Source organism: Pseudomonas sp. GL-B-19 (genome assembly GCF_019956415.1).
GTDB lineage: Bacteria > Pseudomonadota > Gammaproteobacteria > Pseudomonadales > Pseudomonadaceae > Aquipseudomonas.
Genome location: NZ_JAHBDK010000053.1, coordinates 1 through 24,489, shown reverse-complemented (window position 1 = coordinate 24,489; position 24,489 = coordinate 1). Strand labels below are relative to the sequence as shown.

Below are 24,489 nucleotides of genomic sequence, written 5' to 3'. Positions count from 1 at the left end.
GCAGTGAGTGAGCGGGACTATAAACCGGGAAGCGCAATAATCTCAATATATAAATATCACTCCCATATATTGGGATTAACGCAAAAAAAATCGCAACTCAAGGCTGCGATCTTTTAACCGGCGATGCTGGCGTTTAATTACCCTCGGCAAACTCGCGCAACACCGCCCCATCCATCCGGTATCGCACCCACTCTTCCTGTGGTTGCGCACCCAACGATTTATAGAACTCGATCGCCGGTTTGTTCCAGTCCAGCACGCTCCATTCAAAACGCCCGCAATCATTGGCGCAGGCGATTTTCGCCAGGTGGCGCAGCAAGGTTTTGCCCGCACCACCTCCGCGTTGTTCGGGGGTGATGTAGAGGTCTTCGAGGTACAGGCAGTTGCTGCCGAGCCAGGTGGAATAGCTGAAGAAGAACACGGCGAAGCCGATCGGCTGACCGTCGCGCAGGCAGATCAGGCCGTGAGCGGTGGCGCCTTCGCTGAACAGACTGCGCTCGATGTCGGCGACGCTGGCGATGACTTCGTGGCGGGCACGTTCATAGTCGGCCAGTTCAGTGATGAACCCGAGGATTTGCGGTGCATCGCTGGGGGTCGCCGGGCGGATCTCGATCGTCATGGGACGTGCCTTCGTCAAAGGTTGAAAACGCCATACTAAGTTGCCAGGCTACGTCCGTCACACTGGAAATTCAAAGCTGAACTATGGTGCAACGTTTTCACATTCAAAGGACTGTTATGACCACTGATACTTTCGCCCCCCTGCAAAACCTCGCCGCTCAATTGCTGCCCTACGCGCTGGAGCCCTCAGAGGACGGTGCTCATGACCTGTCGCACTTGCAGCGGGTCTGGCACAACGTGCGCACGATTCATACGCAAGAAGGTGGCGAGCTTGAGGTGCTGCTGGCAGCGGTGCTGTTGCATGATTGCGTGGCGGTGGAGAAGAACTCGCCGTTGCGTTCGCAGGCGTCTCGACTGGCTGCCGAAAAAGCGTCCGGCGTGTTGGCCGACCTACATTGGCCGAACGAAAGAATCAGCGCAGTAGCCCACGCTATCGAAGCACACAGCTTTTCTGCCAACATCACCCCCACTACGCTCGAAGCGAAAATCATGCAAGACGCCGATCGCCTCGATTCCCTCGGCTTGCTCGGTGTCGCGCGCACGTTCTACGTTGCCGGGCGCATGGGCAGCGCGTTGTACGACCCGCAGGATCCAGAAGCAAAGTACCGTGACTACGACGACACACGCTTTTGCCTCGATCATTTCCAGACCAAGCTGCTGCACCTGGCGGACGGTTTCCAGACCGCCACCGGTCGACGCCTGGCACAGCTCAGGCATGAGCGTCTGAAAGGTTTCATGGAGCAGTTCAAGGAAGAGATCGGCGTCTGCTGAAGGCAATACTCCGGCCAGCGCTAATCCTGAAATCGCTAACCCAGGACCTAACATCGGCGCGATGCGTGATAGATATCAGACGCTCATTTCTATCGGCTCAAGGAACCGCGTCATGTCCAGCGCAACACCCCCAGTCTCCAGCCGGTTGTTCGGCCTGTTTTGCCTTGCCAGCTATTTGCTGTCGCTGTCCTACGGCTCGACTTTTTTGCTGTCGTTGCTGATCGGCTCACGCGGTGGCAATGAACACGATGCAGGCAGTGTGATTTCGGCGGCCATGCTCAGCACGTTCGCGGCGGTGATCGTCTCGGGGCATTTGTCTGACTGGCTCGGTGCCGCGCGCTCGATTGCCTTGTTCGGCGTCTTACTGGTGGCGGCCAGCCTCGGCTTCGCCTTGACCCCGGGCTTCGGCACTGCGCTGTTGTTTTTTGGACTGTTGCTGGGGCTGGGTTGGGGCGTGTTTTACACCCTCGGGCCGATCATTGTGGCCAGCTTGGTGACACCGGCCCAACGGGCCAAATACTTTGCGCTGCTGTCGGGCAGCATGATGACCGGGATCGGCAGCGGCCCTTTACTGGGCCGCGCTGCCAGCGCCCTCGGCTATCCGGTAACCGCCGCGTTTTACCTCGCTGCAATGGCCAGCCTGATCGGCGTTTTACTGTTCTGGCGACTGGATGCACAGATCAGAAAAACGCCCGCACCCGCCACCTCGGTCGCGCGAATTTCCTGGCGCGCAACGGCCCAGGTGCTGTCGTCCCGGGCCGTGTTCCCGATCCTCATGGTCGGTCTTGGTGGTTGCGTGTTCGGCGGCCTGTCGAGCTTCCAGACCAGTTACGCCGAATCCCGCTCGCTGGATTATTCGCTGTTCTTTTTTGGCTTCATGGGCGCGGCGATCAGCAGCCGAATGCTGATTGCCGGCATCGTGGTCAAACGTGACCCGTTCCGCGCATCGTGCCTGTTGTCGGGCCTGATGATGGGGTCGATTGTGCTGTTTGGTTTCGTGGTCGACAGCGGGCTCAGTTATGTACTGGCAGCCGTGATGCTCGGGGTCGGATACGGTCTGACCTATTCGGTGATCAACGGCCTGGCGGCCAACGAAGCGCCGCACGGCACGACCTCGCAAGCCTTGCTGTTGTTCAGCCTCTCCTACTTCATCGGCGTGTTTGGTTTTCCCTTGCTGGCCGGAAAAATCATAGTCGAACAAGGGATGCCCGCGTTGCTCCTGACCGTGCTGGCCGTGGCTATACTGAACTGGTTGATCACCGTAGGCCGGTTGATCTGGCGTCGCGTCGCGCCGGTTAAATCCGTGCAGCAGGCCTGAACCGTTCGTCATTCATCAGGCACCAATTCGAACGCGAGGCGGACCAATATCAGGTAGAGACTCTATTAAACGGAGACGATGCCATGTTCATGTCCAGGTTGACCGCCCTCGCTCTCGCCACACTGCTGTCCTCTGCTGCGTTCGCCGCCACACTCGCTGAAGGAACGGGCCCGACCAACCCGGTCGAGGGCCCGAAAGCGCCCGCCATCCAGAGCGCACCCAGCATGAACACCCACGGCACCGGTATCGACAGTAACCTGCCGCCCGCGACGGGCACTGACCCACGGATCCAGGGCAATGACGCGGGCCGTCAAAGCGGACTGAACATGCCCGACACCCAGACACCCGACAATGCCGGCAGCGGCATCGGCTCGAAAACCACCACCGGTGGCTCGGGCTCCGAGGGCGGTGCCTATTAATAGTTCGCCCACGCGAGCGACCTCTCCACACACATCAAGAGGTAAGCATGAACGACGATAAAAAACTGGAAAAAGAAGTCCTGATCCGCCTGTTGCATGCCCACCCGAGTGGCTTGGGCAAAGAGGTTCTGGACAATTATCGGGGGGAGAAAGTCGTGGCCAGTACCCTCGCAGCCCTGCAGGACCGGGGGCTGATTCAACACGGCCATGTGACCTGCGATGAGGCTGGCGAGCACACGGTGAATCTGCCGATCAAACTCAGCAGTGCCGGGGTTGAGGCGGCACGCAAACTGGATAGCTGAACACTCTGGGTAAAACTCAGGATTGTTGTTGAATTTACTGGCCCCATCGCGAGCAGGCTCGCTCCCACAAGGGATCTGTGTGTGACGCAGATCCACTGTAGGAGCGGGCTTGCCCGCGAAGGCGTCTGCACATCCAATACTAATGCGTCAGACATACCGCTTTCGCGGTCAAGTCGATCGCCGCACCGCCGCTCCTACCAGTACGGGGTATCAGCGCTGTTTCAGGCGGTCAATGACGACCGCCAGCAACAGAATCGAACCGCGAATCACATACTGGTAAAACGTGTCGATGTTCTTCAGGTTCATCGCATTTTCAATAATCGCCAGAATCAACACCCCGGCAATCACGTGCCGAATCATGCCGATCCCGCCACTCAACGACACCCCGCCCAACACACAGGCCGAAATCACTGTCAGCTCAAAACCCTGGCCAATCATTGGCTGCCCGGAGGTCATGCGCGACGCCAGAATTACCCCGGCCAGCGCACCAATCACGCCATGCACGGCGAAGATGATGATCTTGGTCCGGTCAACGTTGACCCCGGCCAGCAATGCCGCTTCCTGGTTGCCGCCGATGGCCATGGTGTTGCGCCCGTAGGTGGTGTAATTCAGCAGCCAGCCGAAAAACAGGAAGCAGACGATGGTGATCAGGATCGGCACCGGCACGCCAAACATCTGGCCGTTACCGAAGACGAAGAACTGCTCCTGCGACACGCCGACCGCTTTGCCGTTGGCGAAGATGTAAGCCAGTCCGCGAACGATCTGCATGGTCGCCAGCGTGGTGATCAACGCATTGACCCGCAGCTTGGCAATCACAATCCCGTTGATCAGCCCGACAATCAGCCCCATCACCAACGCGGCACTCACGCCGAGGAACACGCTGTCGGTGTCGCGCATCACCACTGCAGCGACCACGCCGGCACAGGCGATCACCGAACCCACCGACAGGTCAAAGTGCCCGGACGCCAGGCAATACAACATGGTGCACGCGGCAATCCCGGTGGTGGAAATCGCCAACCCCAGGCCGCGCATGTTCAGTGGCGAAAGGAAGTTATCGATCAGCAACGTGCAGAGCACGAAGATCCCGACCGCCGCCAGCAGCATCACCCAGTCATCGAGAAAGCGCCGCAGGTCCAGGGGTTTGCGCTGGGTCGGCAGAGCGTTGTTTTGGGTTGTCATCATAGTCACCTCTCAGTTCGCCACGCCGTCAGCGCGTTGGCGCGGCAAAGCCAGTTGCAGCAGGTTGGATTCATTGGCCTCGGCGCGAGACAACTCGCCGCGCATCGCGCCTTCGCAGAGCACCAGAATGCGGTCGGAAATACCCATCACTTCCATCAGGTCGCTGGACACCACAATCACCGCGATGCCGCTTTCGGCCAGGTTATGGATGATCTGGTAGATCTCGGCCTTGGCCCCGATGTCGATGCCGCGGGTCGGTTCGTCGAGCAACAGGACTTTCATCGGCATCGACAGCCAGCGACCGAGAATGGCCTTCTGCTGATTGCCGCCGGACAGGTACATGATTTTTTGCGCCGCATTGGGCGTCTTCACCTTCAGCGCCTTGATCTGCTTGTCGGCATTGCCCTTTTCCCACAGGCCGCGCAACAAACACCCGAAGGTGGAGTGGGCGCCGCGTGCGCTGATGTTGATGTTCTCGGCGACACTGGCGAGCGGGATGATGCCCTCCTTCTTGCGGTCCTCGGGGCACAGCAGAATCCCGGCGGCAATTGCATCACGAGGTGAGCGCAGTTTCAGTTCATGGCCGCGTAATTCCAGGCGTCCGGCGGTGTTGCGCTCCAAGCCGCTGAGCAGGCGGAACAACTCTGTGCGCCCGGCACCGACCAGTCCGAACAACCCCAGAATCTCGCCTTTGTGCGCCTCGAAACTCACCGGCTCGCGCAAGCCGGGTCCGAGCAGGCCATCGGCTTTCAACGCGACCGCGCCACGCTTGCGAGGCCGATAATCGTAGATGTCCTGAATGTCGCGACCGACCATGCACGTCACCAATTGGTCGTGGGTCAGTTCGCTCATGTCCTCGAACGTGCGCACGTAACGACCGTCCTTGAACACCGTCACCGCGTTGCAGATGCGGAACACTTCTTCCATGCGATGGGAGACGTACAGCACCACTTTGCCTTCATCGCGCAGGCGTCCGATGATCGCCATCAAACGGTCGATCTCGCGCGCCGACAGACTGCTGGTCGGTTCGTCAAAAGCAATCACATGCGCGCCACGGGACAACGCCTTGGCGATTTCCACCAGTTGCCGCTGACCAAGGGACAGGCGCCCGACTTTCTCTTGCGGGTCGATTTCATCGGCCAGGCCTTTGAGGCAAGCCAATGCCTGTTGGCGCAAAGTACCGCGATTGATCAGGCCGAAACTGGCCGGCAGGTGGCCGAGAAACAGGTTCTCTGCCACGGTCATTTCGGGCACCAGGTGCAACTCTTGATGGATCACCGCGACGCGGTTGGCGATGCTGTCGGCGGTGGATTTGAATGCCATCGTCTGCTCGCCGATCTGCAGGTTGCCACTGCTGGGCGTGTAAGCGCCGCCGAGGATTTTCAGCAGTGTGGATTTGCCGGCGCCGTTCTCGCCCATCAACGCGTGAACCTGCCCCGGGTGCGCAACGAAGCTGATGCCATCCAGCGCCTTCACCCCGGGAAAGGTCTTGCCGATCCCGTTGAAGCGCAGGCTGCCGCCAACGCTGTGTTCGTATGTCTGTACTTGCGCGTGCATAAAACACCTCTTCACAGGTCAGGCAGCCCCGTCGCCGGGGCCACCGTTGAAATCAACCGAGCCTCAGTTCCACAGGCCGATCTTTTCCAGTTCCTGCTTGAAGTTGTCGCGCGTGATCAGCGTTACGTCGTCCATCGCGGTGAATTTCGCCGGTTCCGTGCCGGTGGTGACCCACTCGTACATCATGCTGGCGGTGTTGTAGCCCTCGATGTGGGGGCTAGGCAGCATCGAGCCGAAGAAACCGCTGTGGGCTTTCTTCAGTTCGCCGATGGCGTCGGTGCCATTGATGCCGATCCCGATGACATTGGCAGCAGCGAAACCGGCGCTTTCGGTGGCGCGCACGCCGCCGAGCACGGTGTTGTCGTTCATGCCGCCGATGATCAGGTTTTTCGCCGAGCCCGGCAGTTTCACCAGCGCCGAGTTGGTGGCGTCCATGCTGCCCGGTACGTCGAGGGTTTTCAGCGCCGAGAACAGGATGTGGTCTTTGGGCATGCCGGCGTCTTCCAGCGCTTTGACCGAACCGTCAGTGCGTTTCTTCCCGGTGTCGAGTTCGTTGAAGGTGTTGATCACCGCGTAGGTGTCTTTCCATTCCCAGCCACGTTTCTTCGCTTCGGTGGCCATGGCGCTGCCTTGTTTCTGGCCGACTTCGAACGCAGCCATGCCGAGGTACGGAACGTCTTCCATGAACTTACCGCTGGCATCGACAAAGCGGTCATCGACGGCGATCACTTTCAAACCGTTCAGCTTGGCTTTGGCCATGATCGCAGGGCCCAGGGACACGTCGGGCGGGCAGATCACGAAGCCCTTGGCACCGTTGGCGGCAAGGCTATCGATGGCCGAGAGGGTTTTTTCGCCGTCCGGCACCGCAATCTTGATCAACGTGAAGCCCTTCTCTTTCCCGGCCTTTTCGGCGAATGCCCATTCGGTCTGAAACCAGGGCTCTTCCGCTTGCTTGACCAGGAAACCGATTTTCACTTCCTCGGCCGCCAGCAGCGTACTGCTCAGGCTAACCGCGGTGACCGCCAAAGCGGCACAGCACAGGGAACGGATCCGACGACGATTCATAAGCTGACTCCTTGTTATTTTTTTTGAGCGTTATTTGAAAGCCGGTGTAAACGATGAAGCTAATAGTCATATCGTATGATGATTGGCTTTCAGACGGAGTTCCGCGCCTGAAAGCCGTTTTGTTCAGTCGTGATACATCACTGAGCGCCCGCCATCGATGGTGATGCACGAGGCATTGATGAACGGCGCTTCATCACTGGCCAGGAATACGGCGGTCATGGCTACTTCAATCGGTTGACCGATGCGACGCGGTGGATGCAAGTCAAACGCGCGCTGGCGCTCGGCCTGCGGGTCGGCAAAACCGTTCCAGTAATCCACGTTCAATTGGGTTTCGATGTAGCCCGGTGCGATGGCGTTGACGCGAATGCCCTTCGGCGCATATTCGATGCCGAGTGCGCGGGTCAGGCCGAGCAAACCGTGTTTGGCCACCGGGTACGGGAAGCAGCCGGGGATGATGTGGGTGGAATGGGTCGAAGCGATGTTGATGATGCTGCCGATGCCCTGCTCGATCATTTGCGGCAATACTGCCTTGCAACCGTACCAAGCGCCGTCGAGGTCGATGGCGAAGCAGCGATGCCAGTCTTCTTCGGTCATTTCCAGAGGATCACGGAACACGTTGACCCCGGCGCAGTTGACCAATACGTCGATCCGGCCGTGCAGGTCAATCGCCAGTCTGGCCATGGCGTGCAGGTCTTGCTGGCGCGATACGTCAGCCTTGATCGCCACCACATCGGCGCCTTGTTCGCGCCAATGCGCCGCGACTTTCTCGACTTTTTCAGCCTGGATGTCGCTTATGATCAACTTGGCCTTCTGGGCCGCGAACGCCGCAACGATGGCCTCACCGATGCCTTGAGCGGCACCGGTCAGCAGCACCACTTTGTTTTTCAGGCGCTCGCCCTTGGGCGGTTCAGCCACCGGTGGCAAGGAAAGAGATTCAGCCATGAATCAACGCTCCTTTTTGCGGGCACAACAAAAACCGGGCATCTGTCGATGTCCGGTCAAAAGACTGTTTGGAAAATCGCTGCATCACTTCACCTGTTTTGTTTTTTTAAGTGTGAGTGCGTGTAACTGATGGCCGACTATAAACCCGCCCACCAAACAATCTCAATATATAATTTTACATCCCATATTTTGGGATTCAGCCAGCGAAACGCACGCATGGCTTTCCGGCCACATCCACTCGAATCGATAACACCGCACCATCCAGCGAATGGTTGAGTGGACTCGCAGCGCTGGTGATGTACAGGGTTTTCAGGTCTTCGCCGCCGAATACGCAACTGGTGGGACGGCTGATGGGCAGTTCGATGATTCGATCAACATGACCGTCCGGGGTCAGCCGGAGTAAACAGCTGCCATCCCAGCGGGCGTTCCAAATGTAGCCTTCGGCGTCCATGGCCGAGCCATCGGGAACCCCACGCTTGTCGGGACCGAACCAGACATAAGCGGTGTCCAGATTGCCGTTGGCGTGGATGAAATACCGGTACAGCGTGGCGTCGAGGCTGTCGGCGAAAAACAGCGTCGTTGCGTCTTCGCTCCATAGCAGTGTGTTGGGAATCCCCAGCCCGCGAAGCAGTGGCGTCACCCGCGCATCACGGTCGATACGAAACAGGCCGCCGGAGCGACGGGTGACAGGCTGGTCTTCACCGTTTTCGCCGATGTTGTTTTGCATGGTGCCGAGCCAGAGCCGGCCCTGCGCATCGCAACGGGCTTCATTGGGGCGATTGCCGGGTTGCGGGTCGGCCACGCAGAGCAGGGTCAGGTACGGTTCAAGGCCCGGTGAGTCGAGGTCCAGCCGATAGACGCCACTGCTCAACGCGACCAGCGCATCACCGCTTTCGCAGGGGATGAAGGCGGAGATATGTTCCGGCATTTCCCAGATCTCGACGTTGGCGCCGATCAGCCGAAGCGCTTGTTTGCCGGCGATATCGACCCAGTACAACGCCTGCGTCGGTACATCCCAGAACGGGCCTTCGCCAAGCCGCGCGCGGTGCTGGGTAAGCGCATTCAACGTCATGAAACCTCCTGCCTTGTTCTTGTTTTTTGTGTGGGAGCGGGCTTGCTCGCAATAGCGGTGGATCAGACAGCAATGATGTCGGATAACAAACCGCTATCGCGAGCAAGCTCGGCTCCTACAAGGGATTTGTCGGGTCAGCCGGCTTTTTTGTCGGCCATGACTTGCGGGTAGAAGCGCTTGATCGCCAGGTCCGCGTTATCGATCAGGGTCATGCAGGCCCACACCCCGCGCGCGGAGTCGCGGGCGGCGATGGCGTCGGCCATGTCTTTGTGAATCGGCAACGTGCGACGCAGTTCGTCAGGATCGGCCGCAGAGACTTCGAACGACACCGCTAGCAGCGCACCCAAGGCCGGGACCATTTGCTCAATGAATTGATTGTGGCTGGCGGCAAGGATGCACTCGTGGAAAATCTGGTCCGCGCGGTTGTAATCGACACCGCTTTCCACCGCCCGCTCCAGCGCGTTGTAGGCCAGAAGCACCGCCTGCACTTGCTCGACCGTCGCCCGCTCACAGGCCCAGCGCACGGCCATGGGTTCGATGGTACGGCGCAGGTCGAGCAAATCGTCGACGAAGTTTTCCGGCAAACCACTGCGTGACAACCAGCCGACGACTTGTGGATCAAAGAGGTTCCAGCGGCGCACCGGCAACACTCGGGTGCCGACTTTCGGCCCGACTTCGAGCATGCCTTTGGCGACCAGGGTTTTGATGGCTTCGCGAATGACCGTGCGACTGACACCGAGCTGCTCGCCCAGATCGGCTTCAACCTTGAGCGTTTCGCCGGGCTTCACTTGGCCAGCGGCAATCCAGCAACCCAGCCAATCAACGGTCGATGCATGAAAACTGCTGGACATGGAAACCTCAAAACCGCGCGCGAAGAAGCAACACGCTAATCATCATATGATTGAGTGTCAATTGGATTCTTCGGGAAACATGGAGATCAAATGTAGGAGCGAGCCTGCTCGCGATGAGGCCATAACTTTCAACATTAATGTTGAATGTCACACCGCCATCGCGAGCAGGCTCACTCCTACATTTTGAGCTGCTTAAGGTTCGAGACCGATGGGAAAGAACTCGCCACCGCTCCACACCCCAAGCCAGCGCTGTCCGTCGATTTCACGGGTCACTGCCAGTTCCACCAGTTGGTAGAACACGTTTCGATGAATCAGCGCTTCGAGGTTGGTGCGCACGTGGACATAGGGCGCCGGCTCTTGGGTGACAGGGTCGATTACCACGCGTATCGGGTGCTCTGCGCCCGCCTCGCTGGTTTCATCAACGTTGGTGGTGAACCGCAGGAGCTGAGCTTCGCCCTCGCCTTCCACATCCACGGTGATCGCCACAAACGGTGCATCATCGACCTTGATCCCGACCTTCTCGACCGGCGTGATCAGGAAATAGTCATCGCCATCGCGGCGAATGATGGTAGAGAACAGTTTGACCATCGGCTTGCGCCCGATCGGCGTGCCCAGGTAATACCAGGTGCCGTCGCGGGCGATGCGCATATCGATGTCGCCACAGAAATCAGGGTTCCACAGGTGAACCGGCGGCAAGCCTTTTGTTTTGGGGATCTGCCCCAACAAATCGTTGGCTTTTTGCGGGTCACTCATGGCGTACTCCTTGAATTTACTGGTCGCTGATCCCGATCAGGCTGCGCGCATATTGCTGCAGCGGCGGGCCAATCAGGTCTTCTGGCCTGTTGTCGTGGAACGTCAGTAAACCGCCACGACTCTTGATGGTTGCAGTATCAATCAAATACTGGGTGTTGGTCTCGATCAACATGATCTGAATCACGCCGCTGTCGATACCGAGGCGATCCACGTATTCCTGATCGATCCAGTCATCCATGTTGCCGATGCGGTCGTCAGCGTTGGCGAACCGGGTGTAAAGCAGGTAATGGGCACCGGCGGCGCGAGCTTCAGCCATGGCTCGGTCGATACCTTCGGGTGTGCGGGCGCGGCGTACCATCGGGAAGTATTCGATAAAGCCGTTGAAGGCCTCTTCGGCCACCGCGTTAGGGCGCGGATAGACACTGCCCGGTGGCGCGAACGGACCTTGGGCGATGTAGATGAACGAGTCCGGCTGAATGCGCAGGTTGTTTACCCGACGGCTGTTGCTGTGATCCAGCAGTCCCACGTCGCTCATCTGGTAGCGAGTCTCTTCAGCCATGTCGCTGACATTCATGCAGCCACCCAGCGCCAAAACGGCCAGAAGCAAAACCAGACTACGCATCCTACCCTCCAGAGGCCGGTGACGGAAAACCGGCGAATGGCCATTGGATGCAGCTTCCGCGCCAGCTCAAGTTGATTATCGCCTTATAGATCGCAATCGCGAGCAGGCTCGCTCCCACAGGTTTTGCGCAAATCATTGTGGGAGCGAGCCTGCTCGCGATGAGGGAGAGTCAGCCGCCAATAATCTTCATGATCGTCGCACCACCCGAAAACGCCACTTCCTGCTTGTCACCCAAGGCCTTCACCAGCAGCCGCTGCAAAGCAGGCAGCGCTTGATGGCGAGGCTTGTCCAGCAAGTCGCCGACGTAATGGCGATTGCTCGACGACAGGCAGCCATGCAGCCAACCCGTGGATGAAAGACGCAAACGTGAGCAAGTACGGCAGAACGGAACGCTTTCGTTGGCGATCACGCCGAAGTGACCCAGCCCTGGAATTTCATAACGTACCGCAGTGGCATCGACCGGCGCATCGGCTTGCAGGTATTCATAGCGCTCGCCAATCAGGCTCAGCAACTGCTGGAGGCTGACGAACTGTTGCAGGAAAGCATTGGAGTCGGTGGCCAGGTGGCCCATGCGCATCAGTTCGATGAAGCGCAATTCATAGCCGCGCTCCAGGCAGTAATCGAGCAGCGGCATCACCTGATCAAGGTTCTGTCCGCGCAATGGCACCATGTTGACCTTGATCTTGATACCCGCTGCGCTGGCCTGATCCATACCGTCAAGTACGGTCGCCAGATCACCGCCGCGCGCAATGCTGCGAAAAGCGCTGGCGTCCAGGGTGTCGAGGGAAACGTTGATACGACGAATGCCGGCATCTACCAGCAACGGCAGCTTTTTCGCCAGCAATTGACCATTGGTGGTCAGGCTGATGTCTTGCAGGCCCATCTGGCCGACGGCGGTCATGAAGGCTTCGAGTTTGGGGCTGACCAGCGGCTCGCCACCGGTGATGCGCAAACGCTCGATGCCTGCCGCTTCGATCAAATACGCCACGCCGCGCGCCATGGCCTCGGCCGACAATTCATCCTGCGCAGCCACCAGCCGCTTGCCGTTAGGCACGCAGTAGGTACAAGCGTAGTTGCAGGCTGAGGTCAGACTGATCCGCAAATTGCGAAAGCGCCTGCCTTGACGGTCAACGATCATGGATCACTCCGGCGATGGGAAATTGGAACGCGCAAAACTTGACTCAGAATTCAAGTTTTAGCAAGTCCCATGCCTGAGTATATTCCTGCGGTACTGCGCCATATAGATAAATCATGGCGCAATCAGGCAGCTGAATGATTCAGCTGCTCGGGGTGTCGCTATCGCGCTTGCGCTTGTTGCCCATGCGCACGCCGATGTCCATCAGGAACTGAAAGAAGCCTTCCTGATCTTCCAGCACATTGCTCCAGAACGGCGAGTGATACAGCGCCACGGCGCCATGCACCAGCGCCCAGGACGCGCAGTAATGGAAGTAAGGCGGCACGTCTTCGAGCTTGCCTTCGCTGATCCGGCCTTTGATCAGCAGGGTCAGGCGTTCAAAGTTGGAGGCGCGGATCTTGTGCAGTTCCTCGACCATCTCCGGCACTTGATTGCCCTTGACCACCTTCTCTTCCAGTCGGTCGAACAAACGATAGCGTTGCGGATCGCGCATGCGGAATTCGAAGTAAGCCCGGGACAGCGCTTCCTTGTCCTTGTCGACATCGGCCGAATGCAACAGCTCGTTCAAATCACGCTCGTAATCGAGCATCAGGCGCAGATAAATCTCCGCCTTGGATTTGAAGTGCTTGTAGATCGTGCCTTTGCCGATACCGACGGCATCAGCAATCATCTCGACGGTGACACTGTCTTCACCTTGGTCGAGGAACAGCTTGAGCGCGGTATCGAGAATTTCTTGCTCGCGGCGACGAAACTCACGGACCTTACGAGGTTCTTTATGCATAAGAAAAGGTCTGTTGGGGGTCAAAATTCGAAGCCGCGTATTATGCCTAACTTACGCAAAAATGCACGGATCATCCGACCATATCTGTGTTTCGTGATGATTTCCAGCAGGGTCGCCCACTGATGAGAACTCTTCCGAAGCGGCCGTATTCCAAAATTGTTTAAAAATCGCGACCGGTAAACTGGACGAGGCGCAATAGTGATCAATACTTGAACTGTCGGCGAGACATCTCCCCCAAGTGTTTCGCCGATATTGGTACCAACGGACCGCGTGCCATTGTTTTACTCCTAATGGTCTTAACCCGGATTCACCCCCCAGAACCCGGGTTTTTTTTGCCTGCGATTTAACCTTTCACATGCGCCAGCGGGAACAGCCGCTTGAAGTTCTCAGTGGTCTGCTCGGCAAATCGCTCGTAGGGCTCGCCTCGCAACATTGACAGAAACTCCGCAACTTCACGCACGTACTGCGGCAGATTCGGCTTGCCGCGATACGGGATCGGCGCGAGGTACGGTGAGTCGGTTTCCACCAGCAAACGGTCGGCCGGCACCTTGCTGGCCACATCGCGCAATGCATCGGCATTGCGAAAAGTGACAATACCGGACAAGGAAATGTAATAGCCCATGTCCAAGGCAGCCTTGGCCATTTCCCAGTCTTCGGTAAAGCAATGCAGTACACCGGCCTGAGGCAGTGCCGCTTCACGCAACAAGCTCAGGGTATCGGCGCGGGCACCACGGGTGTGGATGATGACTGGCTTGCCAGTCTGCCGGGCCGCTTGCAGGTGCAGGCGAAACGACTCCTGCTGCAACTCTGCCGCTTGCGGTTCGTAGTGATAATCCAGACCGGTTTCACCAATCGCGACCACACGGGGGTGATTGAGCTCGCGCAATAGCCAATCCAGCGCGGGCGCAGCGCCCGGTTGCACATCCAGCGGATGCACGCCGACCGAACAGTCGACGTCGTCATAACGTTCGGCCAGGGCTTTGACGTCGGCGGCGTTGTCGACGCTGACGCCGATGCACAGAAAGTGCCCTACCCCGCGCTGACGAGCCGCATCGAGTGCTGCATCCAGAGAACCGTCGTGGGCGGCGAGGTCGAGGCGATCAAGGTGACAATGGGAATCTACGAGCATAAAAGGGCTGCAACTTACATCGTATGAGTGGGACGGTCGGACTTGAGGGCTCCGGCCAGGTGGGTGCAGATGCACAGAGTCTAGGCGCAGACGGTCACTTCTGGGTAGGCAAGGATGCCCATTGCACCAGCAGCGCTTCCAGCAACAACACCCGGTTCAGGTTCGCCTTGCTCATCACTTTCTGGCGCTGGGCGAGGATCCAGTCCTGAATACCGAGGACTTTGTCCTGACTGGTTTTCTGCGCCAGGTACTGAACCACCTTGCGCATGTCCGCCAGCCCGAGGCCTTCTTCATCCTGAGTCAATTGATAACGCAGAATCAGGCTCGACCAGTCACAAAACCAGTCGAACAACAGCAATAGCGGGATCGCATTCCAGCCTTCGGCCAGTTGCGTTGGCGATTGTTGCTGCTTGAGCAACTTTTTCACCCCATCGACCACCAGTGCCCGCTGCTCGCGCACGCCTTGGGCTTGCAGGGTGACCGCAGCCAGTGGTGAACCGGCGGCCAGGGTCAGCAGTTCGATACGTTCTTCTTCCGCGCAGTCCGGCAAGGCTTTGGCCAGCCAGGCAAGGCTCATCGCCTCGCTTGGCAAAGGGCAGGCTTGCTGGACGCAGCGGCTTTTGATGGTCGGCAACAGTCGACTGGTCTGGTGGCTGACCAGCAGCAAAACGGTATCGCCCGACGGCTCTTCAAGGCTTTTGAGCAAGGCGTTGGCAGCGTTGACATTCATCGACTCGACCGGCTCGATCAACACCACTTTGCGCCCGCCCATCTGCGAGGTCTGCACCACGAAGCTGACCAACTCGCGCACCTGATCGACCTTGATCGCCTTGTCGGCTTCTTCCGGTTCCAGGATGTAATTGTCGGGATGGCTGCCAGCCTTCAGTAGCAGACAGGATTTGCATTCACCGCAAGCGTCCTGCGCGGTCGGGCGCTGGCACAGCAAACTGGCCATCAACCGTTCGGCCAGCGCGCGCTTGCCGATCCCGGCCGGGCCATGCAGCAGATAGGCATGAGCGTGTTGCTTACGACCGGCCAACTGCTGCCAGAGACTGTCTTGCCACGGATAGGCTTCAGCCACGTGTCAACTCCAGCAGACGCGGCAGCAGAACGTCCAGAGACCGCTGAACCTGCGCCAGTGGCTGGGCCGCATCGACCAGTACATACCGCGCAGGGTCCGCTTCAGCGCGCTTGAGAAATGCACTACGCACCGCATCAAAAAAGGTTCGGCCTTCGAGTTCAAAACGGTCCAGTCGACCGCGAGCGCTGGCACGGGCCAGTCCCACCTCCACCGGCAGGTCGAAGATCAGCGTCAAATCCGGGCGCAGATCGCCCTGGACGAAAGTTTCCAGGGTCGCGATGCGTTCCAGCGACAAACCGCGACCACCGCCCTGATAGGCGTAGGTAGAATCCGTAAAGCGATCACACAGGACCACCGCACCACGGGCCAGCGCCGGGCGAATCACTTCGGCCAGGTGTTGGGCGCGCGCGGCGAATACCAGCAACAATTCGGTGTCGGGGTTCATGACTTCATCAGCTGGCGCCAGCAGCACGTCGCGAATCCGCTCGGCCAACGGCGTACCGCCCGGTTCGCGGGTCAGCACCACTTCGATACCGGCAGCGCGCAGGCGCTCGGCCAGGTATTCGCGATTGGTGCTTTTGCCAGCACCTTCCGGGCCTTCCAGGGTAATAAACAAGCCAGTCACGGGCAGTCCTTAGTCAGAATTATTGCGGGCTTTGCGGAGCGGCTGCATCCGGCGCGGGCTCAGGTGCAGGTTCAGGCGTCGGTGCAGGAGCCGCTTCAGGTGTAGGCGCAGGAGCCGGCTCAGGAGCCGGTTCTTGCGGCGCCACGGATGGCAAAGCCTCGGGATCGGGACCCGGCGAAGCCGCCGGAATCGGCGCCTCGGTGTCCAGCGATTCGCCATTCGCCGTCTCTGGCGCAGGGATCGGCGCCGGGCTGGAACGATAGTCGACTCGACGCCTGATCTGGAACTCGCGCACCGCGTTGTTGTGAGCATCCAGATCATCTGAGAACACATGACTGCCATCGCCACGCGCGACGAAATACAGACTGTTGCCGGCCACCGGGTTCAACGCGGCATGGATGGCTTCGCGACCGACCATGGCAATCGGTGTCGGCGGCAGGCCCGAGATCACATAAGTGTTGTACGGGGTCGCTTCCCTGAGGTGGGCACGGGTCAATTTACCGCTATAGCGATCACCAAGACCATAGATCACCGTCGGGTCGGTCTGCAGCAACATGCCGATCGCCATGCGTCGAACGAAGACGCCAGCAATCTGCCCGCGCTCCTGCGGCACGCCGGTTTCCTTTTCCACCAGCGAGGCCATGATCAGCGCCTGATAGGGCTCGGTGTATGGCACGTCAGCAGCGCGCTGATCCCACTCTTTGCCGAGGACCTCGTCGAGGCGGTCATAGGCTTTTTTCAGCAGATCGACGTCGGTCATGCCACGCACAAACCGATAGGTGTCGGGGAAGAAGCGACCTTCCGGAAAGATCCCGCGGTGACCGAGCTTCTCCATCACCTGACTGTCACTCAACCCGTCGATGGTCTGCTCGAGTTTTTCGTCTTTGGCCAGGGCTGCGCGAACCTGACGGAAATTCCAGCCCTCGACCAGGGTCAGGCTGTATTGAACCATTTCGCCGCGTTTCCACAGCTCGATCAGCCCCTCAACCGTCATGCCCGGAATCATGCGGTACTCGCCACTGTGCAAAGGTTGCTTGGGGAGATTGAAGCGCCAGTAAACGCGCAGCCAGAACGCATCCTTGATGACGCCCTTGGCTTCGAGTCGATAGAAGGTGCGGGTTGGCGTCGTGCCCTTGGGCACTTCCAGCAGTTCTTCCTGGGTGATGTTCAGCGGCTGTTCCAGCGCCGAATGGATTTTCCAGGCAGAAGCGCCCAGACACAGCCCCGCCAGAACCAATCCGGTTTCCAGCAGCAGCAAGAATTTACGTCTCACGTATCAAGCATCCAGTAGCGCACGGGCAATGGTTTGGAGTTTACGGGTGAGCGGCCCAACCGGCCAGCTCAACGCAGCATAGGCACGCACCGGCCAAACGCCATACACGCTGTTGCAGACAAAGACTTCATCGGCCCATTGCAGCTGATCTAGGCTGATGTCGGTGATTTGCGTGGGAATCCCCAGTGACTCGGCTTGAAACAATAATTCGGCACGCATCACGCCGGCCACGCCACAGCGTTTTAAATCGGCGGTGATCAGCACGCCATCGCGCACCAGGAACAGATTACTGAACACACCTTCGATGACGCGACCGGCCTGATCGAGCATCAAGCCTTCGGCATGTTCGGTGTCTTGCCATTCGCCACGGGCAATCACTTGCTCAAGACGGTTCAGATGTTTAAGCCCGGCGAGCAAGGGTTGTCTGGAAAGTCGCGTGACGCAGGGGAACAGACGGACGCCCTGCTCTGCATGAACAAACGGATAAGCAGCAGGAGGATTGCCTTGCAGAATGCGTCGGGCTTGCGCCGAAGGATCGGGAGCATAACCGCGCAAGCTGTCGCCGCGCGTGAGAATGAGCTTGAGCACACCCTCACCAAGCGCTGCGGCGTAGGCCAGCAATTCGTTGCGAACCAGCTCGTGATCAACAGCGATCGCCAGGCGCGAACAGCCTTGCGCCAGACGCGACAGGTGCCGGTCCAGCAACAGCGGCTGCCCGCCACGCACAGCAATGGTCTCGAACAGACCATCGCCGTAAGCCAGGCCGCGATCTTTCAGCGACAGAGCGTCTGCCGGCTGACCGTCGACCCAGCTGTCCATCAGTCAGCGAACCGGCGGAACACCAGCGAGCCGTTGGTCCCGCCAAAACCGAAGGAGTTGGACAGCACCACATCGATGTCCATGTTGCGCGCAGTGTGCGGAACAAAGTCGAGATCACAGCCTTCGTCCGGCTCATCGAGGTTGATGGTCGGCGGCGCTACCTGGCTGTTGATCGCCAGCACGCTGAAGATTGCCTCGACTGCGCCCGCTGCGCCCAGCAAGTGACCGGTCATGGACTTGGTCGAACTGACGGCCAGCTTGTAGGCGTGATCGCCAAACACCGACTTGATCGCACAGGCTTCGGCAAGGTCGCCGGCCGAGGTCGAAGTACCGTGGGCGTTGACGTATTGAACCTGATCAACGTTGACCTTGGCATCGCGCAGGGCGTTGGTGATGCAACGTGCAGCACCTGCACCGTCCGCCGGTGGCGAGGTCATGTGGTAAGCATCGCCACTGGTGCCGAAGCCGATCAGCTCGGCGTAGATGGTCGCGCCGCGCGCCTTGGCGTGCTCCAGTTCTTCTAGCACTAGAGCACCGGCACCGTCGGACAAGACAAAGCCATCACGGCCCTTATCCCAAGGGCGGCTGGCACGGGTCGGCTCATCGTTGCGGGTCGACAGTGCGCGGGAAGCACCAAAGCCCCCCATGCCCAGCCCGCACGCTGCCATTTCGGCACCGCCGGCAATCATCACGTCGGCTTCGTCGTACATGATGTTACGGGCTGCCATGCCAATGCAGTGAGTACCGGTGGTACACGCGGTGGCGATGGCGTAGTTAGGTCCCTGTGCACCCAGGTGGATGGACAGGAAACCGGAAATCATATTGATGATCGAGCCAGGCACGAAAAACGGAGAGATCCGCCGTGGGCCAGTATCATGCAGGGTGCGGCTGGTTTCTTCGATATTGGTCAGACCGCCAATACCCGACCCCATCGCCACGCCGATACGCTCGCGGTTGGCGTCAGTGACTTCCAGACCGGAATTGCGTACAGCCTGAAAACCTGCGGCCAGACCGTATTGAATAAACAGGTCGAGCTTGCGAGCTTCCTTGACCGACAGGTATTCCTCGACATTGAAGCCCTTTACCGAGCCGCCAAAACGGGTGGAATAGGCAGAAAGGTCGGTGTGTTCGATCAGACCAATGCCACTGCGGCCAGCCAGAATGCCCTGCCAACTGCTCGGCACATCCGTGCCCAGTGGCGACAACATACCCATACCGGTGACTACGACGCGTCTACGCGACACAGCACTCTCCTTTTTTTTCAAATGACGACTTTGCATCATGCCTAAAGAAAAAACCGCACGCCGTGATGGCAGTGCGGTTTTTCCATGACAGCAAGCAACGATTACAAGCTATTAACCCTGGTGGTTAGTAACGTAATCGATTGCGGCTTGTACAGTAGTGATCTTCTCAGCTTCTTCGTCAGGAATTTCGGTCTCGAATTCCTCTTCCAGAGCCATCACCAGCTCAACGGTGTCAAGGGAGTCGGCACCCAGGTCTTCAACGAAGGAAGCAGTGTTGACCACTTCTTCTTCTTTAACGCCCAGTTGCTCAGCAACGATTTTCTTGACGCGCTCTTCGATGGTGCTCATACCTTGTTTTCACTCCTAATGGACAAATTCAGGCAGCTGGCCAGTGGGTAAGTGTATAGAAAGACTTTTCAGCTTTTCAACTGAAAGCTTCACTCCTCAAACCCGACAGCCCTCTGCCTATAAAATAGATTGCAGCTTTATAACGGATTTTAGACAGCTCGTATGACATTTTTTTGAAGCGATCCGTCACATTTAACTCATGTACATCCCGCCGTTCACCGGGATTGTAGCCCCAGTAACGTAAGCCGCACCGTCGGACGCAAGAAAAGCGACCACAGACGCGATCTCTTGAGCTTGCCCCAGACGTCCCAGCGGAATCTGCGTCTGCAAGGCTTCACGCTGTGCCTCAGGCAGCTCACGGGTCATATCGGTGTCGATGAACCCTGGGGCCACCGAGTTTACCGTAATCGAACGCGAACCGACTTCACGCGCCAGTGCGCGGCTGAAACCTTCCAGACCGGCCTTGGCGGCTGCGTAGTTTACTTGGCCTGCGTTGCCCATGGCACCCACAACCGAGCCAATACTGATAATTCGTCCCCAACGGGCTTTGGTCATACCGCGCAAAACGCCCTTGGACAGGCGGAACAGACTGTTCAGGTTGGTATCGACAACGTCATGCCACTCGTCGTCTTTCATACGCATCATCAGGTTATCGCGGGTGATACCGGCATTGTTGACCAGGATCGCCGGCGCACCGAACTGTGCAGTGATGCTCGCCAGTACTGCAGCAACGGATTCGTCGCTGGTGACATTGAGCTCAAGACCGGTGCCTTGAATACCGTTTTCTTTCAGGGTTGCGGCGATGCGTTCGGCACCAGAAGCGGAGGTCGCGGTGCCAATCACGGTGGCACCCTGACGACCCAGTTCCAGGGCGATGGCCTGGCCGATCCCGCGGCTCGCGCCGGTGACCAGTGCAACTTTACCTTGCAGACTCATGCAAGCTTCTCCTGATTCAGGCCAGCGCTGCACGGGCGGCAGCGAAAGCGTCTGGGGTATTGAGGTTGGATGTCGACACGCCTTCGGCGCAGCGTTTGTTCAGACCAGCCAGCACTTTGCCGGGACCGCATTCGACCAGTTGGGTCGCGCCCTTGGCGGCCAGCGCCTGGACTGACTCAACCCAGCGCACTGGCTTGTAGAGCTGCTCAAGCAGATCGCGCTTGAGTGTATCCAGATCGGCCGGCACATTGGCGCTGACGTTCTGTACCACAGGAATCTGCGGCGCTTGCCAGTCGATTGCAGCGATGGACTCGGCAAAACGCTCGGCCGCCGGGCGCATCAGCTCACAGTGCGACGGCACGCTGACCGGCAACGGCATGGCGCGCTTGGCACCACGACCCTTGCAGCCTTCGATGGCGCGCTCCACTGCCGCCTTGGCACCGGCGATCACCACCTGACCCGGGGAATTGAAGTTCACCGCACTGACCACTTCGCCTTGCGCCGCTTCGGCACAGGCTGCCAGCACGTCAGCATCATCCAGACCGAGAATGGCGGCCATGCCACCTTGTCCGGCCGGAACGGCTTCCTGCATCAACTGACCACGGCGTTCAACCAGCTTGACAGCATCGCCGAGGGTCAGGCTGCCCGCAGCAACCAGAGCGCTGTACTCGCCCAGGCTGTGACCGGCAACGTAAGCCGGACGCGCGCCGCCTTCAGCCAGCCACAGACGCCACAAGGCGATCGAGGCGGTCAGAATGGCCGGCTGGGTTTTATCGGTTTGATTGAGTTGCTCTTCCGGCCCTTGCTGGGTCAGTGCCCACAGGTCGTAACCCAGAGCATCGGAAGCTTCTTTGAAAGTTTCGAGGACAACCGGATGTTGCGCGCCCAACTCGGCCAGCATGCCGAGGGACTGCGAACCCTGTCCTGGAAAGACGAATGCGAGGGAAGCAGACATGTAACAAGCCCCTAATGATCTTGTCGTCGGAGAATTGATGTCCCAAGTGGGGGACGCAAGAAACTGACAGTTGGATGGCCAATTGGCCCAAGCGGTCACATTTAAGCATTGTCCGACGAAAACGCCTAAAGCAACAAATCCTCCAGACGACCGTGAATCCGCTCCGGCAGATTTTCCTGAATTTCGATCAACGCACGGGAAATGGCGCTTTGAAACCCCTGAACCCCGGCCGAACCGTGGCTTTTCACCACAATCCCTTGCAAACCAAGGAAGCTGGCGCCGTTATGCCGCGCAGGTGCGAGCTCAGCCTGAAGACGCTTCATCAGCGGCAACGCCAAGGCCCCCACCATTTTCGACGCGAGGTTTTTCTTGAACAAGGCTTCGATGCGCCCGGCAATCATGGTCGCCAGCCCCTCGCTGGACTTGAGCAGGATATTGCCGACAAAGCCATCACACACCACCACATCCGCCTCGCCACGGTACAAACCGTCACCTTCGACAAAACCGATGTAATTGATGCCACGAGCAGCCTGCAACAAGGTGGCCGCCAGCTTGACCTGCTGATTACCTTTGATGTCTTCGGTACCGATGTTCAGTAGCGCGACACGCGGACGAGCAATGCCGAGCGCTTCCGCCGCCACCGAGCCCATGACCGCGAACTGCAACAAGTGCTCGGCACTGCAATCAACATTGGCGCCCAGATCGAGTAACTGGCAGTAGCCCTTTTGCGTCGGAATCGCCGCCACCATTGCCGGACGATCAATGCCCGGCAAGGTCTTGAGCACAAACCGCGACAACGCCATCAGCGCGCCGGTATTGCCGGCACTGACACAAGCCTGAGCCTTGCCATCGCGCAATAACTCAAGCGCCACGCGCATCGACGAGTCGGGCTTGCCGCGCAGAGCCTGCGCAGGCTTTTCGTCCATGGTGATGACTTCAGACGCGGGCGCAATCGACAGGCGCGAGCGATCCACAGCCGATTGGCCAGAGAGCAATTCTTCAAGAAGGGAGGGTTGACCGACGAGGGTCAGGTGCAGCGAGGGTGTAGCAGACAGGCAAGCGAGGCTGGCCTGAACAATGCTGCGGGGACCGAAGTCCCCGCCCATTGCGTCAATCGCGATGACTTGAGCGGACAAGTGATTACTCGTCAGCGCCCTTGTCGATCACTTTACGGCCACGGTATACGCCTTCTGGCGATACGTGGTGACGCAGGTGAACTTCACCGGTGGTTTTTTCTACAGACAGGGTGCTAGCCTCGAGAGCGTCGTGCGAACGGCGCATGTCACGGGCGGAGCGGGATTTTTTGTTCTGCTGAACAGCCATAATTGATTAACTCCTAAACGTTTGGGTCACGCTTTAACTGCGCCAATACACTGAACGGGTTGGACCGCGTTACCTCGTCCTCGCTCGGTTCGGGCTCATCGAGACCCGCCGGCTGCTGGCATTCTTCCGGATGATGAGCAGGCACAATGGGCAAGGCGAGCAGAAGCTCCTCCTCGATCAGTGACTGCAGATCCAAAGGATCTTCGCCCAGTTCCAGCACGTCATAACCTTTCGGCAACGACTGGGTATTCGCACCCTCCTTCACCACAGCATAACTGCATTCGCTATGGATCGGCAGGGTGACCAGCTCAAGACAACGCTGGCAAACCATTTTGACCTCGGTGTCGATAAAGCTGTGGATGACCACAGATTTACGTTCATCTCGTTCAAAAACGAATTTAGCCTGCACCGTACCGACAGTGTCGGAAAGCGGGTCGCAGAGTCTCTCCAAATCGGCCAGCAGCAGTTCACCTTGAAGGGTGGTGCCACGATCAGCCAATTTGCGCGGGTCAACGTGAGGTGGAATCGGGTCATTCAACATAGGCGCAGCATTATAGGGATGCCCCCAGCCATGTCAAAGGAAATTCAGCCCTGTCCGTCACTTGCAAGCCTCCGCTAGAATTCACGCCTGACTTTTGGAGTTGCGCATGCTGCCTTTATTACTCGCTTCAAGCTCGGTGTATCGCAGGGAATTGCTGGCCCGCTTGCAGCTGCCTTTCACCTGCAGCTCGCCGGAAATCGACGAAAGCCATCGACCGGGTGAGCCGGCCATTGAACTGGTCAAGCGCCTCGCCAAAGAAAAAGCCCTGGCACTTGCGGGCAGCCATACCGCCCATCTGATCATCGGCTCCGACCAGGTCGCGGTACTCGGTGACAGGATTATCGGCAAACCCCACACCTTCGAAAAGGCCCGCGAACAACTGCTGGCCGCCAGCGGTGCCAGCGTGACCTTCCTCACCGGACTGGCACTGCTCAACAGCCAGACTGGCGACTGCCAGGTTGATTGCGTGCCGTTCACCGTCCACATGCGCGCACTCGATCAGGCACGCATCGAACGCTACCTGCGCGCCGAACAGCCCTACGACTGCGCTGGCAGCTTTAAGGCCGAGGGTTTGGGGGTGAGTCTGTTTCAAAGCACCGAAGGCCCTGACGCCACCAGCCTGATCGGCCTGCCACTGATCCGCCTGATCGACATGCTGCTGGCCGAAGGCGTGCAAATTCCCTGAACACAAAAAACCGGCCACGAACAGACTGTGTGAAAACCTAGCAATCTGCCTGGCGATCAAAGAAAATGCTCCGCATCGAAAGATACGGAGCATTTTTCGTTATGGCCTACATCCAGGGACAGTCCCGTACCCAGACCAGTTTGTTCCC

General features: G+C 58.7%; 28 protein-coding genes. 5 read left to right on the top strand and 23 right to left on the bottom strand.

Features of this window, described 5'->3' with window-relative positions; translation table 11 throughout:
• Nucleotides 1-133: 133 nt before the first annotated feature.
• Complete coding sequence (locus tag KGB06_RS20545) at nt 134-616, bottom strand: GNAT family N-acetyltransferase (RefSeq protein ID WP_150780608.1); 483 nt, start codon at nt 614-616, stop codon at nt 134-136.
• A gap of 116 nt (nt 617-732) precedes the next feature.
• On the opposite strand from KGB06_RS20545, the gene KGB06_RS20540 reads away from it, so the two are divergent.
• From KGB06_RS20540 to KGB06_RS20525, 4 genes are all read left to right on the top strand, one after another.
• A complete protein-coding gene (locus tag KGB06_RS20540) occupies nt 733-1,386 on the top strand; it encodes an HD domain-containing protein (RefSeq protein WP_223519014.1) in 654 nt (217 codons plus the stop codon).
• Between the two features lie 112 nt (nt 1,387-1,498).
• Entirely contained in the window at nt 1,499-2,704 is a 1,206-nt protein-coding gene (locus tag KGB06_RS20535; protein ID WP_223519012.1) for an MFS transporter, read from the top strand.
• Between the two features lie 83 nt (nt 2,705-2,787).
• Entirely contained in the window at nt 2,788-3,123 is a 336-nt protein-coding gene (locus KGB06_RS20530; RefSeq protein ID WP_223519010.1) for a hypothetical protein, read from the top strand.
• Between the two features lie 47 nt (nt 3,124-3,170).
• Nucleotides 3,171-3,425: a hypothetical protein gene (locus KGB06_RS20525; RefSeq protein ID WP_223519008.1), complete on the top strand. Its 255-nt coding sequence runs from the start codon at nt 3,171-3,173 to the stop codon at nt 3,423-3,425.
• Nucleotides 3,426-3,635: 210 nt separating this feature from the next.
• On the opposite strand, the gene araH is transcribed toward KGB06_RS20525, so the two are convergent.
• The 22 genes from araH to KGB06_RS20415 form a co-directional block, all read right to left on the bottom strand.
• Nucleotides 3,636-4,604, bottom strand: coding sequence for an L-arabinose ABC transporter permease AraH (gene araH, locus KGB06_RS20520; RefSeq protein WP_223519351.1), 969 nt, complete (start codon nt 4,602-4,604; stop codon nt 3,636-3,638).
• 12 nt (nt 4,605-4,616) lie between these two features.
• On the bottom strand, nt 4,617-6,161 hold the full coding sequence (gene araG / locus KGB06_RS20515) for an L-arabinose ABC transporter ATP-binding protein AraG (RefSeq protein WP_223519007.1): 1,545 nt from the start codon (nt 6,159-6,161) through the stop codon (nt 4,617-4,619).
• A gap of 63 nt (nt 6,162-6,224) precedes the next feature.
• Entirely contained in the window at nt 6,225-7,226 is a 1,002-nt protein-coding gene (locus KGB06_RS20510; protein WP_223519005.1) for a substrate-binding domain-containing protein, read from the bottom strand.
• A 123-nt stretch (nt 7,227-7,349) separates the two neighbouring features.
• Nucleotides 7,350-8,168, bottom strand: a complete 819-nt coding sequence (locus tag KGB06_RS20505) for an SDR family oxidoreductase (protein ID WP_223519003.1) — start codon at nt 8,166-8,168, stop codon at nt 7,350-7,352.
• Nucleotides 8,169-8,364: 196 nt separating this feature from the next.
• Nucleotides 8,365-9,240 carry an SMP-30/gluconolactonase/LRE family protein gene (locus KGB06_RS20500; protein WP_223519001.1) on the bottom strand — a complete coding sequence of 292 codons (876 nt, stop codon included), beginning with the start codon at nt 9,238-9,240 and terminating at the stop codon, nt 8,365-8,367.
• Between the two features lie 134 nt (nt 9,241-9,374).
• Nucleotides 9,375-10,091 (bottom strand): FadR/GntR family transcriptional regulator, encoded by a 717-nt coding sequence (locus KGB06_RS20495; protein ID WP_223518999.1) that lies wholly within the window; start codon nt 10,089-10,091, stop codon nt 9,375-9,377.
• Between the two features lie 192 nt (nt 10,092-10,283).
• Nucleotides 10,284-10,844: a DUF1285 domain-containing protein gene (locus KGB06_RS20490; RefSeq protein WP_223518997.1), complete on the bottom strand. Its 561-nt coding sequence runs from the start codon at nt 10,842-10,844 to the stop codon at nt 10,284-10,286.
• 16 nt (nt 10,845-10,860) lie between these two features.
• Entirely contained in the window at nt 10,861-11,466 is a 606-nt protein-coding gene (locus tag KGB06_RS20485) for a DUF4823 domain-containing protein (RefSeq protein WP_223518995.1), read from the bottom strand.
• A 169-nt stretch (nt 11,467-11,635) separates the two neighbouring features.
• Nucleotides 11,636-12,604, bottom strand: a complete 969-nt coding sequence (locus KGB06_RS20480; protein WP_223518993.1) for a GTP 3',8-cyclase MoaA — start codon at nt 12,602-12,604, stop codon at nt 11,636-11,638.
• Nucleotides 12,605-12,743: 139 nt separating this feature from the next.
• A complete protein-coding gene (locus KGB06_RS20475; RefSeq protein WP_007945721.1) occupies nt 12,744-13,382 on the bottom strand; it encodes a TetR/AcrR family transcriptional regulator in 639 nt (212 codons plus the stop codon).
• 343 nt (nt 13,383-13,725) lie between these two features.
• A complete protein-coding gene (locus KGB06_RS20470) occupies nt 13,726-14,511 on the bottom strand; it encodes a TatD family hydrolase (RefSeq protein WP_223518991.1) in 786 nt (261 codons plus the stop codon).
• Between the two features lie 94 nt (nt 14,512-14,605).
• Nucleotides 14,606-15,592 (bottom strand): DNA polymerase III subunit delta', encoded by a 987-nt coding sequence (locus tag KGB06_RS20465; RefSeq protein ID WP_223518989.1) that lies wholly within the window; start codon nt 15,590-15,592, stop codon nt 14,606-14,608.
• Nucleotides 15,585-16,217, bottom strand: a complete 633-nt coding sequence (gene tmk, locus KGB06_RS20460; protein ID WP_223518987.1) for a dTMP kinase — start codon at nt 16,215-16,217, stop codon at nt 15,585-15,587. Before tmk ends, KGB06_RS20465 begins: the two co-directional genes overlap by 8 nt.
• 19 nt (nt 16,218-16,236) lie before the next feature.
• Nucleotides 16,237-17,490 carry an endolytic transglycosylase MltG gene (mltG, locus tag KGB06_RS20455; RefSeq protein ID WP_223518985.1) on the bottom strand — a complete coding sequence of 418 codons (1,254 nt, stop codon included), beginning with the start codon at nt 17,488-17,490 and terminating at the stop codon, nt 16,237-16,239.
• A gap of 3 nt (nt 17,491-17,493) precedes the next feature.
• The gene (gene pabC / locus KGB06_RS20450; RefSeq protein WP_223518983.1) at nt 17,494-18,309 is read right to left on the bottom strand and encodes an aminodeoxychorismate lyase; all 816 of its coding nucleotides are present in this window, start codon (nt 18,307-18,309) and stop codon (nt 17,494-17,496) included.
• Nucleotides 18,309-19,553, bottom strand: coding sequence for a beta-ketoacyl-ACP synthase II (gene fabF / locus KGB06_RS20445; protein WP_007945728.1), 1,245 nt, complete (start codon nt 19,551-19,553; stop codon nt 18,309-18,311). Before fabF ends, pabC begins: the two co-directional genes overlap by 1 nt.
• A gap of 111 nt (nt 19,554-19,664) precedes the next feature.
• Entirely contained in the window at nt 19,665-19,901 is a 237-nt protein-coding gene (gene acpP / locus KGB06_RS20440) for an acyl carrier protein (RefSeq protein ID WP_223518982.1), read from the bottom strand.
• 192 nt (nt 19,902-20,093) lie between these two features.
• Nucleotides 20,094-20,837: a 3-oxoacyl-ACP reductase FabG gene (gene fabG, locus KGB06_RS20435; RefSeq protein ID WP_223518981.1), complete on the bottom strand. Its 744-nt coding sequence runs from the start codon at nt 20,835-20,837 to the stop codon at nt 20,094-20,096.
• A gap of 16 nt (nt 20,838-20,853) precedes the next feature.
• Nucleotides 20,854-21,792: an ACP S-malonyltransferase gene (gene fabD, locus KGB06_RS20430; RefSeq protein WP_223518979.1), complete on the bottom strand. Its 939-nt coding sequence runs from the start codon at nt 21,790-21,792 to the stop codon at nt 20,854-20,856.
• Nucleotides 21,793-21,917: 125 nt separating this feature from the next.
• Nucleotides 21,918-22,928, bottom strand: coding sequence for a phosphate acyltransferase PlsX (gene plsX, locus KGB06_RS20425; protein WP_223518978.1), 1,011 nt, complete (start codon nt 22,926-22,928; stop codon nt 21,918-21,920).
• Between the two features lie 4 nt (nt 22,929-22,932).
• Nucleotides 22,933-23,115, bottom strand: a complete 183-nt coding sequence (gene rpmF / locus KGB06_RS20420) for a 50S ribosomal protein L32 (protein ID WP_003179396.1) — start codon at nt 23,113-23,115, stop codon at nt 22,933-22,935.
• A 13-nt stretch (nt 23,116-23,128) separates the two neighbouring features.
• Entirely contained in the window at nt 23,129-23,656 is a 528-nt protein-coding gene (locus tag KGB06_RS20415) for a YceD family protein (RefSeq protein ID WP_004371317.1), read from the bottom strand.
• 106 nt (nt 23,657-23,762) lie between these two features.
• Between KGB06_RS20415 and KGB06_RS20410 the strand changes: the two genes are divergently transcribed.
• A complete protein-coding gene (locus KGB06_RS20410; protein ID WP_223518976.1) occupies nt 23,763-24,341 on the top strand; it encodes a Maf family protein in 579 nt (192 codons plus the stop codon).
• The last annotated feature ends 148 nt before the right edge of the window (nt 24,342-24,489 follow it).